Below are 11,696 nucleotides of genomic sequence, written 5' to 3' on the forward strand. Positions count from 1 at the left end.
CACTCGACCGCGGGATGCCCTGCAACTCCATGAAGGCAGGGCAGCAGCTTTACAGCGGGCCGCCCCTGATATCTCTGACCAGGCCGTTCGACAATCCGATGCTTCTCTGGGGGACGCCTGGGGGAACTCCACGGAGGTGGCAGTGGCCTGCCCACCGGGAGCAGGCGGGAGTCGGAGCGGCCCGCCCTCATCGTCCTGAAGGGGACGTAACTCTGGCCGCTGCACCCATGCGAGGAGAGGTTCCCTGGCTGACCCCGTCCGGAGTTCCCAGCAGACTCGGCCGGGCGCCGGTGGCGAGCAGGGGCGTCGCCTACGGCCCCTGCCCAGCAACGGCACCAGCGTGTACACAGGCCCCTTCGTCCCGTCACCTCCCAGCGCGGGCATGTGGCGGTCTTCGTCGAGGGCTGCTTCCGGCGCGGGACTCCAAGCACCTCCCCGCGAAACGGAACTGAAAATTCCAGGGCGACAGGATCGAAGGCGATCGTCTCCGTGTTCCGGAGACCGTTCAACACCTCACCGAGACTGACTGGGAGCGCTCTAGAGCAGGGGGTAAGGGCTCCGAAGGAAGTACACGTACCTATGTGCGCACGGATGCGGCACGGCGCCCCCTACATCATGAGTCGTAGCGGCATCGTTTCTTCCGGTCAACGTCCCACCAAGATATCCAAGCGCCTTTACAGGCACTGAGCTCGCAGCGATCATCGTCCCATGGTCAGATGGCGCGATGAGGTTCCTACCAGCGGGGGCGTCGACCTGCCGCCAGATGCACGGTCGATGGATGGTCTCGGTCGCAATCACTCGTTAGATACCGCGCTAGCCGACCTAGTGGACAACTCCGTGGACGCAGAAGCCACAGACATCCTCATCCGCATAGTCAGGAGTGCGGGCAGGCTCCGTAGCCTCTACGTGGTTGACAATGGCTTCGGCATAGCACCTGAAGCCATCGATGACGCCATGACCCTAGGGGGGCGTCGCAAATACAGGACCGGTGATCTAGGCCGTTTCGGCATTGGTCTGAAGGCTGCATCCTTCAGTCAGGCTCGCAGTCTCACTCTGCTCTCTCGGGACCAGAGGGGACGTGTGGTTGGTCGCCGGTGGGAGCTTAGCCCTCAGCAGAGCGGATTTCTCTGCGGCGTCGTGCCCGAACACTTCGCCGCCGGCGAGCTTGACCGCGAGTGGAACCTCCCTCAAGGCGCCGGAAGAACCGTTGTTCGTTGGGACGAGGTCACGGGATTCCCCGCCACCGACGACCCGGCCCGGGTAGAGGAGTACATCAGCAGGACCCTGGTACAGATACGTCAGCACCTCGGACTGGTCATGCATCGGCTACTGGCCGCGCACCGCATGAGGATATGGGTCGAGGTGGAAGAGGCGGAGACCGGGGAATGCGGTAGCCGCTTCGGCGTTTCGCCACTCGACCCCTTCGGCTACACCCGGACAGGCAAGAGCGGCTGGCCCAAGACGTTGGTGGGCCGGGCCGAAGGGCTCACCTTGAGCATGCGCTGTCACATCTGGCCTGGTCGCTCACAGCTGCCCGAGTTCAACCTTCCGGGCGGGGCTGACTTCAGGCAGGGGCTGTACTTCTACCGAAACGACCGCCTACTCCACGCTGGCGGATGGGAGGGAATCCACGCCAGCGACCGCCGACTCCGTTTGGCCCGTGTCGAAATCGACATCGAAGACGACACGATTGGCCTTTTCAAAATGAATCCGGAAAAATCTAAGGTCAGTATAGGTCCCAAGTTTGCATACCTATGCGAAGAGGCCCAGGCGGAGGACAAAACCACCCTCGCCGACTACCTGCAAGTCGCCGAAACCGTATTCCGTGACTCCAAAAAACGAACTATGCAGCGAAGGCGGATGATCCCTCCCGGCCGCGGCCTCGCTCCGCCCCTGAAGAAGGCCATCAAGCGAGAAATACCGCTACTGGAGGACGAAGAGCCCATCAATATTCGCTGGGCCGCCTTCGCCGATGAGTCCTTCTTTCTCGTCGATCGCGATAACCGTACCCTGTGGCTCAACGAACGCTATCGGGCGACATTGCTAGGTGGTCGCAGAGGTGGACTCAACGACATGCCCGTCCTCAAAGCGCTTCTATATATCATCATGGAAGACCTATTCCAGGGTGAATATCTCGGCTCGAAAGACAAAGACAATCTTGAAATCTGGCAGGAGTTGTTGACCGTGGCGGCACAGGGGGAGAAATCGTGACCCACGGGGTCGAGCGACGCCATCTTAGCGAAGCGAGCCTCAGGAGCTACCTGCGCTCAAACGTCCCCATCGATCAGCCCATACCTGGCGATCCGCCTCTAATTCTCTTCATCTCCCCAAAGCGACCAGAAATTGGGCTGCGAGTTCCTTTTGATGGCACCGGGATTATCCCCGACCGGGGTTTGGAGCACATTCGTTGCGAGATTGTACGAAACAGTGAACGCCGCTACCTAGAGATCGCGGTGACTCGCCGTGACCTGTTCGCTGACGCCTATCCCATGCTTTGTGTCATCGCCGACCGGATCCAGCTGCAAGGCCTCTCTCCGGAACAGGCACTCGGCGACACCGTTCGTTCGCTAGCGAACCTGATCCAGAGCGGCCACGCGCTGGAGATCGAACGCGAGGTGGGACTCTTCGGCGAGCTCATCGTATTGCTCGGATTGACACGAACTATCGGCAGTAAGGAGGCTCTCGGGGCTTGGCTGGGTCCCCGAAGAGAAGAGCACGACTTTGCCCTACGGGGCCTCAATATCGAAGTAAAGACAACACGGTCGGAACGACGCATCCATTGGATCGAATCTCTAACCCAGCTGCGCCCCACCGGTTCCCAGCCCCTCTGGCTAATTTCTTGCCAAATAACGTCGGCAGGGCCAGGTACCGGGAATAGGTTGCCCGACTTGGTCCGCCTCGCCAGAGCCGAAGCACGAGACGACGAAGACCATGCTGCCTTGGAGGCACACCTAGAACAGGCTGGCTGGCGCGATCGCTTCGAGCGCACCTGTCAGGGCCCCTGGGCGCTTCGCACGAAACCTGCGGCTTTCGCTGTTACGGACGACTTCCCTCGCCTGACTCCGGATCAAGTCCGCAGAGTGGCAGCTCGGGAACAGATCATCCAAGTCCGTTACCAAATCGACCTGACGGGCCGCAACTCGAGCGCTCCACTACCAAAATTTCTCACAGACAGCCTAGAAGAAGTGGATGATGTATGAGCAGCGGCCACGCATTGACAGACGCTTACCTGGCGGCTCTCAAATTGATGGAAGCACGCGGTCCTCGATCTCTCCATACCGCAGCCGAATTTGCTGCGGATGACTCCGACACTTCACCGGTTCAGGTGGGGGATCCCGAGCTTTGTCGCTACCTTAGCTCAGTCGGCGCCAATGACCCTCTTCGGATCCAAATGCACATGAGCATAGCCGGATGGGACGCCGCGCCACCCACCGACTCGTGGACGCAGCACACTGAGGCTGGAAGTGACCAACGCCGAGCGGTCATCATTGATCGTCTTCGGGTCGATGAGAAAACGGCCGAACTATTCGTGGAACTCTTCCCAGTAGCGCAAACGGGCCGGCCCACGGTCATCACGTCGGCCGAAAATTGGATTCCCTGGTACACAGAAGGACTAGCCAGCGACAGAGGATTCTACTGGAATCACTATAAGAACTATCTTATCGAGAAAGGGTGGTCCGCCGAAGACGTCGCGAGCTCCCTGGGGCCGGCCACCTCACGCGTGGTGGAGCGATTGGCTGATCCGACTACTGATCAGCCTTACCAGTCCAAGGGACTCGTTGTCGGCTATGTTCAGAGCGGAAAGACGGCCAACTTCACCGGAGTGATCGCTAAGGCAGTCGATGTCGGCTACCGGCTCATTATCGTACTGACGGGGACCACAGATAAGCTACGGTCTCAGACTCAGCGGCGTCTCGATATGGAATTCGCTGGCGTCAGCAGCGTGTTGGGAGGCATCGACCCGGCAGACGAATACGCGTTGGATGATGTCGACTACCAGCAGGATAAAGAGTGGGTCGCCGGTCGATTCATTGACCATGGGCAGATACCCGCAGGAGCGCGTATACCTGAGGTGCACCGTCTCACCAGGCATCATCAGGACTATCAATCGGGAGCCATCGATTCTCTCGACTTCCATGGCACAGACCCAACCAAGCCGCTGTATCATCCCGACAACGTATTCCCTGAAGCCGCTCGCCTCGCCGTGGTGAAGAAAAACTCGGGTGTCCTCAAGCGAGTTATCAAGGACTTGAAAAGGGTTCATTCGCGCCTACCCGGAATCCCCACCCTGATCATCGACGACGAGTCGGATCAGGCTTCAATCAACACGAACCGTAAGAAGTGGTACGAGGAAGAAGCTGAACGGACCGCTATCAACAAAGCTATATCCGAACTGCTCATGATGTTGCCTCGCGCCCAGTACGTGGGGTATACGGCAACGCCCTTCGCCAACGTGTTTATAGATCCCGGGGATCCCCACAGCCTCTTCCCGAAGGACTTCCTCATCTCCCTGGACCGCCCCAGCGGATACATGGGGGCATCGGACTTCAATGACGACGATTCGTCTACGGACGGGGAAGAAAAGACTTACGCGAACTCACCTGAGAAATGCCATGTGAGATTCCTACCCCGACGCAAGGATGATGATTCCAAGCTTGGGGAGGCCCTCGATGCCTTCGTACTTTCTGGAGCCGTTAAGCTCTTTAGAGAGAGCATGGGGATTGGCAAATTCAAGCATCACACCATGCTCGTTCATGAAGCCCAGAAGAAGACCGTACATAGAGATCAGGCCGAAAACATCAAGCGGCACTGGCGTAGGGCCGGATATTCTTCGACCAATAGCTATGAAAGACTCCGGAACCTATACCTGCGAGACATCGCACCAGCCTCCTCAGCCATCGCTAGCGATTTGCCTTTGCCCGCCGGCTTTGACGAGCTCAAACCCTACATAGCGGAAGCTGTAGCACTAATCGAGCAAACAGGGCACCCGGTCCTGGTCGTCAACAGCGATAAGATCGAAGGCGAAGAGCTGGATTTCGATTCATCGCCCGTCTGGCGTATCTTGATCGGCGGCAACATGCTAGCCCGCGGTTTCACCGTCGAGGGTCTCACAGTTACCTACTACCGGCGCGCCGCACGGGCAGCTGACACACTTATGCAGATGGGACGCTGGTTCGGTTTCCGGAAGAATTACCGCGATCTGGTGCGACTCTATATCCCCGAGAGTCTTCATGAGACTTTCGCCGGGATCTGCCAAGACGAAGAATTCTTTCGAAATCAACTCGACAAGTACGCAAAGATGGATGACAACGGCCAGCCCCTGATCACACCTCAGCGGATCGTCCCCTTGGTCGCTCAGCACTCCTCAGTCAAGCCCACCGCAGCGAATAAGAGATGGTGCGCCATCCTCGAACAGGACGCTACGGACGTCAAAGAGCCCAGTAGCGCGTACCCGCTGCTGAGCGAGAAAGCGAAGCTGCGCGATAACCTGGAGGCTTTTCGACCCATCTTCGCCGGAATGAGCGGTCCACAGCCTGCCCCACACGTGAGTAAGTCGCTGAGCATCTTCCAGGGCGACTTCAGCCATGGCCTGGTTGTCAAGATCTTGGAGAAGCTGTCCTGGCTGGATGAGGAGAAATTCCAAGCGGACTTGCGTTGGCTGAAGACCTTGGGTTCCTCGCAAGTCGACCGTTGGCACGTTGTCATGCCACAGCTTCTCGACGCTGAATCAACCACGCCATTGCTCAGTTTCGGACCCTTCAGTCTCCACAGTCGGAACGAGATCGAAGGGCGCCTCCAGGCGAAGTCGCAACCCATACATCATCGGTTGCTTCACGATGTGGTGCGCGTCCCGGGTTCACGTACGGCTGGCATGTTGCTCTACCCAATGATCGCCAAGCCGGACGAGGAGACCCTCAGGTTTGACTCGACTCGAATCGTCATGGCGTTCCGGTTGGAGCTCCCCTCAGCCGCCAAACCAGACGACGGTCGGGTCCTGAAGTACCGCGTGGAGTCGAGCCTCTGACAGCCGGCCGTAGCTTCAGGAGTTCGCTATAGGACAGTGGTCGTCGAGCCTCCTAGTGGTCGGCTTCCCCGACGACTGCGATGCCGCTCTGCGCCGCAGTGGCTGGGTCCCCCGGATCCAGCCACTGCCCCTCGTCACCCCTCAACGCCGTCTGCGGCGGCGCCGATCGGAGACGGTCTGAGGGACGGGTCTTCGTTCGACCCTCAACTTTGAGCCCCGTGGCTCGAACAGCGCTCTACCTACCTCTGTCTGGCGCGGTCACTCTGTCAAGAACGATTAGCTCGACAACTGGCTGAGTGTGGGGAGCGCTTGGGGGTGGCCGGTGGCCTACGTTCCTATTCTGAAGGGCAAGGCGGGCGAGTTTCTGGCGCTGGGGCACGCCTCGCCCGAGGTGCAAGCTCAGGTCCGTCCAGTGATGGAGATCGTGCCGGATTTTGAGCTACGAGACTTGCTGGAGACCTTCTGCGAGCACGCCATGGAAAACGTACCGAACGGCATGATCGTCACAGTTGACTGTGGCGCACTGCCACCCGGCCGCGTGCTCAAGGGAGAAGCCGGCGGGCCCGTCACTCGAGTCGGTGAGTCTCTGGGACTACGTGGCGTTGCCATGTCCCCGGTTTTCAGGGGCTCCGACCCAGATGACGTGTTGGCCGAGGTGGCAGGGGTAGCGACAGCCCACCAACAAGGAGCATGCCTGCGAATCTCTACGGCCGATGACTTCGGCGATTCGCTCCCACACGAAGAGCAGATACATGACCTGCTTCGAGCAGTGCAGCTGGCCCCCGAGGAGGTCGACTTGCTGCTTGATGCCGGTCCGGTTCACTCGGATCGGACAAGGGAAGCCCTGGCTGAGCAGACCATCGAGGCCCTGAAGCACCTCTCGCACTGGCAGTGGAGGCATCTCTGCGTGGCGGCCGGTGCCTTCCCCATCAATCTGACGGGCTTCAAGCGAGGCCGAGCTACACCCGTGGTGAGAGAAGACGCACTGCTCTGGCGGGAGGTCATCAAGAGGTGGCAGGGTCCGCAACCTGACTTCGGGGACTTCGGCGTAACGTACCCGCGGATCCTGCCCAAGAGCCGCGGGACTCCAGATCCCAACATGCGCTACACCACGGCGGTGGACTGGCAAGTCTTCGTGTATCCGCGACTCCGGCAGGGCAACGACGACTTCTTCACGCTCAGCCAGGACCTCGTCAATTCGCCTTACTGGCCTGCCACGGGAGCCGCCACATCCTGGGGCGACGCTCGCCTTGAGGAGCGCGCACAACGTAAGCGCCAGAAGGCGGGAGGAGGCACTGAGTGGCGCGCCTGGGCAACCTCGCACCACCTAGCCGTCGTGGCGTCTGAGCTGACGGCCACTGGGCGTCCCTAGAGCTGAGAGTGCGTTGGCGTGACGGACACCTGACCGAGGGGCCTGGGAAGTTCGGCCGCACGCACAGAAGTTGGTTTGCTCGTCTTCCGGAAGAGACACGGTTCCACGGTGAGCGGAGACGGAGCCGTGGACGGTGGCGACAGGGAATTGGAGAGGGTCTCGGACGAACTGAGGAAACGCATGGCCGTGGGCGTCTACCCGCTGGGAACGCTCCTGCCACCTCAGCGTTCTCTGGCAACGGATTCGAGGTCTCTCGGGACACCGTGCAGCGGGCCCTGTGGACACTGCGCAACGAGGGGTGGATCGAGACCCGTCAGGGCAGCGGATCCAGGGTGATCAAGGCGCAGCGAATCCGCACTTCGGGGACGAGGACCGCGCGCGGCGCGCACGCGGTCACGCTGCAGTCATTCATCAGCACGGCATTCGAAGGGCCCGAGGTGACGCTAGACGTCTTCACCGGGCGAAACCCCGCCTGACCTGGTCGGTAGCACTGTTCCGAGGCGACGCCGAGGGCGCTGGCCCACGCATGGCCCACAACCCGCCGGATTCGAGGTCCACACGCGGGTCACTCTCCCCCAGAGAGGCAACCGCCCGCAGGTGTGCCAAGCTGTAAGCCAGAACCACCCTAGGGAAGTGAGGAGCTTGATGGCGGAGACCGCCCGGGAGATCGCCGACGAATTGCGGGAGCGCATTCGTTCAGGCGACTTGGCGCCCGGCGCACGGCTCCCCGGTGAGCCTGCCCTCGTGAAGAAGCACGGGGTGGCCAAGGAGACGGCGCGGCGGGCACTGATGCTGCTCGTGTCCGAAGGGCTGGCCGTTCGACGGAAGGGTAGCGGTACCTACGTCCGGGAATTCCAACCGATTCGGCGAGTCGCAAACCGGCGACTTTCCCAGGAAACGTGGGGCGCCGGCCGCGCCATCTGGAGCGCGGACATCGGTGAACGCCCCATGACCGTGACCGAGCTACGGGTCTATGAGGCTCCCGCCCCGGACGACGTGGCGCGCATCCTCGACCTAGAGGAGGGCGCGGCCGTCGTGGTCCGAGACCGGCTGTTCACCGTCGAGGGCGAACCGGTCCAGGCGGCGGTCTCGTACCTGTCGGCTGATCTCGTACGAGAGTCGGCTATCGCCCAGGAGGACACCGGTCCTGGTGGTACATACGCACGCCTGGCCGAACTCGGTGCCAAGCCAGTGCGGTTCGTGGAAGAGCTGCGATCACGGATGCCCAGCCAGGAGGAAACCGAGCGTCTGCACCTGACCGAGGGAACCCCGGTGGTTGAGATCTACCGGACGGCCCTCACTGAGGACGGCAGGCCGGTTGAGGTGAACAGGATGCTGCTGGACGCCGGGGTGTACGTCATGGAGTACCACATCACCGGCTGACGGGAACGAGTACAGCCCGAAGGGGCCCGCTCACGCGGGCCCCTTTTTTCGTGCCCTGTTGACCTCCCTAGGGAGGAGTGCTTTAAATATCCCTAGGGAGGTTCGTCGCCCAGGGGCTCCGCAAGGGGCTTATCCGGCGTGCGCGGACAGCCCTACCGGTTCGGGATAGCTCGCTCTTTCAGGGGCCCCTTGTTGGTCGTTCTTTGAGAACTCAACAGCGTGATGAGGTCGCCGCCTCCTCCGAAAAGGCGGCCAGCGCGGGGTGAGGCCCGCGCCCCTTCAATCTCTCCGCAGCGCTGTCGACTGCGGCCGGTTGCCTCCCCCGCGCGTCCGGCTCCGCACTTCGTGCGGGGGTCGTACGGGCGGGGTTGAGGGGAGCCGGAATCCCCTGACTCCACAACGGCGCGCACCCCCGGAGCGGCTACTCCGGGGGTGCTGTTCGGGCCGTTCCACCTGAGAGAGGAGCACGACCCATGGACCACATCGTGACTGTTCAGGACGCTGTTACCGCGTTCGCCGACTGGATGGAGCCGACGGACGCTGAGCTTGACGCGATCGAGGCTGAGATGCCGCTGATCCTCGCCGACGTCGAGGCCGACATCGAGGCACTGGACGTGCGGATCGCCCTGCTGGAGCGGACGCCGAACGAACTGGACCAGCGGCGCGTGCGTCGCGACCGGCACCGAGTGCTGGCTGAGCGGGCGACGCTCGCCAACCGTGCCACCTCGGGGGAGGCGGCGTGATGGATGGGGAGTTCACGGCGCACATGTCTTTGAACGGCGGCCGGTGGCTGCTGTTCGTGGCTCTGCGGGGCACCCCGGTCGCGTGGCCTGAGCACAGCTTCGAGCAGCCCGACCATTTGCCGACGTTCACGGAGCGCACGCAAGCGCTCAGCGCGCTCGGCTTCGAGCCCGTGCCGGGTGCCGAATGGCTGTGGACGGAGTTCAGCGCGGACCCCGCCGACCCCGCCTCGCCCGTGCGGCTGCTCGCCTACGTCCGGGTGCGTTCACGGGAGGAGGCCACCGCGTGAACGCTGTTCAGATCCGTTCAGCGGAGCGCGCGCTGTCGGTGGGCACGTGGATGATCGTGTGCGGAGCGATGCTGTACTCGATCCTCACCGTCACGCCCCTGATGGCTTCCCACACCCCAGCCAAGTGGGCATGGACGGCGCCGATCCTGCCACTCGTAGTGGACGCCGCGGTTGTCATCGTGGTCCGTCTCGACTCCGTGCTCGCCCGGCTGGGCGGGCACGGTGGACGGTGGCCGGTGGCGCTGCGGTGGATGACCGGCACCATGACGCTCGCCCTGAACACAGCCGACTCCGCACTGAAGAAAGACCTGGTCGGCGTGGCTGTCCACTCCGTGGCGCCACTGCTGCTGATCGTCACCGCCGAGACCGGGCTTGCCTACCGCCGCGCCATCACCGCCGCCGTCACGGCACTGGAGGCGCAGCGGCGGGCCGAACGCGAAGCAGCCGAACAGGCCACGCGTGAGCGAGAGGAGGCCGCCCGCCGGGAGGCACGCGAGGAACGCGAGCACGCCGCCGAGCTGGCCCGTGAACAGCGCGAGCACGAAGCGCGCCTGGCCGCAGACGCGGCGGAACGCGAGGAACGCCGGCGACGTGAGGAGCGCGAGGAACGGGCCGCCCGCAAGGCGGCCGAACGCGAGGAGCATGAACGCCGTGAACGCGAGTGTGAACAGCGCGAGCGGGAGCGTGAACGCACCGAACGCGAAGCGTCCGAACGGGCGGCACGGGAAGCCCGCGAGCGTGCACAAGCCCGGATGCGTGAACAGCAGGAGCGCGAGGAGGGCGCCGCGCGTGAACGCGCCGCCCTGCTCCAGCGCGGTCCTGCCGCGGGCAAGCTGCCCGAGGACGAAGCCCGCGCGATCGTGACCGCCGCGTTCGATGCGGCGCTGTCGGTGCGGGCCGGCGCCGAGTTGTGCGGCTGGTCGGTCGGGGGGTCTCCACCCGCTACGCCGAACACCGCAACCTCGGCACGGGCGGTGCCGAGCTGGCGATTGCGAGCCGCTGATGGCCACCCTTCCGGTCTACCCCTGGCGCCTGGCGCCGGTCGGGTTGGCCACCCGCCGTCAACTCCGCGCCAATGAGCTACGGCCCGGCGGGCAGGACGTAGTGGCGCAGATAGAGCGCCCGCGCCGACGACGCGGCCCGCTGGTCGCCTACCTCTACCGGATCGACAAGGCCAGGCCAGTCCGGCCCATGACGCCCGCGAAGTGGCGGGCGCTCGCCAAGGCCAACGCCGCCCGCCGCACCTGCCCGCAGTGCCACACCGATGCGGACTACGTCATCCCCACCTCGCTCGGCATGTGCGTGCCCTGCGCCTACCCCACCGACGAACAGCGCGCCGCCTGAACCCACCTCAACCACCTGGGAGTTTCGCTGTGTCCAGCCGTACCCGTTCCCGCGTGCGCACCCAGAAAGAGCCCGCCGGGGCCACCACCGTCCGTATCCCGCGCCAACGCGGGCGCCGCGGCGCTGACCCGTTCGTGGTCGTCGTCCCCGAACGCCCCTCCCTGCTCCGGGAGATGGCCGCGGGGCTCGCGCTGATCGCGTGGGACCACCGGCGCAGCCTCGCCCCGGTCGCCCTCGCTGTCACGGCGCTGCCGCTGACCGCCGTGTTGCACTGGTGGGCTTGGTGGTCGGGGCTGATCCTGGCCCCGCTGGCCCTCGCCCCGCTGGGCTGGCTGGCGTTCGCCATACTCCGCCGCCCCGCCGGCCGATCGGTGCTGTTCTGGCGCCTCGGTCTGGGCGTGGGGGCCACCTCCGCCCTGACGTGGCTCGCGTTGGCCGCCGCGTTCGGCCCGGCGGCCGGTCCGCTGCTCACGCTGTGGCTGATCTTCACGGTGGCCGCTCAGGTGGCGTGGCTGGTCATCCGCCGCAAGGGCTGAAGGAGG

10 protein-coding genes and 1 pseudogene are annotated in these 11,696 nt (G+C 63.5%); all 11 read left to right on the forward strand.

Annotation, left to right across the window (positions count from 1 at the left end; translation table 11 throughout):
- The first annotated feature begins 774 nt into the window (after positions 1 to 774).
- The 11 genes and pseudogenes from FE633_RS12545 (at position 775) to FE633_RS12595 (ending at position 11,690) form a co-directional block, all read left to right on the forward strand.
- On the forward strand, positions 775 to 2,211 hold the full coding sequence (locus FE633_RS12545; protein WP_281291175.1) for an ATP-binding protein: 1,437 nt from the start codon (positions 775 to 777) through the stop codon (positions 2,209 to 2,211).
- Complete coding sequence (locus tag FE633_RS12550; protein WP_138045192.1) at positions 2,208 to 3,200, forward strand: PD-(D/E)XK motif protein; 993 nt, start codon at positions 2,208 to 2,210, stop codon at positions 3,198 to 3,200. Before FE633_RS12545 ends, FE633_RS12550 begins: the two co-directional genes overlap by 4 nt.
- Positions 3,197 to 6,025: a Z1 domain-containing protein gene (locus FE633_RS12555; RefSeq protein WP_138045193.1), complete on the forward strand. Its 2,829-nt coding sequence runs from the start codon at positions 3,197 to 3,199 to the stop codon at positions 6,023 to 6,025. The genes FE633_RS12550 and FE633_RS12555 overlap by 4 nt, the downstream gene beginning before the upstream one ends.
- A 322-nt stretch (positions 6,026 to 6,347) precedes the next feature.
- A complete protein-coding gene (locus tag FE633_RS12560; RefSeq protein WP_138045194.1) occupies positions 6,348 to 7,397 on the forward strand; it encodes a beta family protein in 1,050 nt (349 codons plus the stop codon).
- Between the two features lie 263 nt (positions 7,398 to 7,660).
- Complete coding sequence (locus FE633_RS12565; RefSeq protein WP_246113573.1) at positions 7,661 to 7,873, forward strand: hypothetical protein; 213 nt, start codon at positions 7,661 to 7,663, stop codon at positions 7,871 to 7,873.
- A 169-nt stretch (positions 7,874 to 8,042) separates the two neighbouring features.
- Positions 8,043 to 8,780, forward strand: a complete 738-nt coding sequence (locus FE633_RS12570) for a GntR family transcriptional regulator (protein WP_138045195.1) — start codon at positions 8,043 to 8,045, stop codon at positions 8,778 to 8,780.
- Between the two features lie 473 nt (positions 8,781 to 9,253).
- Positions 9,254 to 9,523 (forward strand): DUF6284 family protein, encoded by a 270-nt coding sequence (locus FE633_RS12575; protein ID WP_138045196.1) that lies wholly within the window; start codon positions 9,254 to 9,256, stop codon positions 9,521 to 9,523.
- A 23-nt stretch (positions 9,524 to 9,546) separates the two neighbouring features.
- Positions 9,547 to 9,810, forward strand: a complete 264-nt coding sequence (locus FE633_RS12580) for a DUF6303 family protein (RefSeq protein ID WP_246113574.1) — start codon at positions 9,547 to 9,549, stop codon at positions 9,808 to 9,810.
- A pseudogene (locus FE633_RS12585) lies at positions 9,807 to 10,813 on the forward strand (DUF2637 domain-containing protein). The gene FE633_RS12580 and the pseudogene FE633_RS12585 overlap by 4 nt, the downstream one beginning before the upstream one ends.
- The gene (locus FE633_RS12590; protein ID WP_138045197.1) at positions 10,813 to 11,154 is read left to right on the forward strand and encodes an RRQRL motif-containing zinc-binding protein; all 342 of its coding nucleotides are present in this window, start codon (positions 10,813 to 10,815) and stop codon (positions 11,152 to 11,154) included. Before FE633_RS12585 ends, FE633_RS12590 begins: the two are co-directional and overlap by 1 nt.
- A gap of 53 nt (positions 11,155 to 11,207) precedes the next feature.
- On the forward strand, positions 11,208 to 11,690 hold the full coding sequence (locus FE633_RS12595; protein WP_342791166.1) for a hypothetical protein: 483 nt from the start codon (positions 11,208 to 11,210) through the stop codon (positions 11,688 to 11,690).
- The last annotated feature ends 6 nt before the right edge of the window (positions 11,691 to 11,696 follow it).

Source organism: Streptomyces montanus (assembly GCF_005786655.1).
Lineage (GTDB): Bacteria > Actinomycetota > Actinomycetes > Streptomycetales > Streptomycetaceae > Streptomyces > Streptomyces sporangiiformans.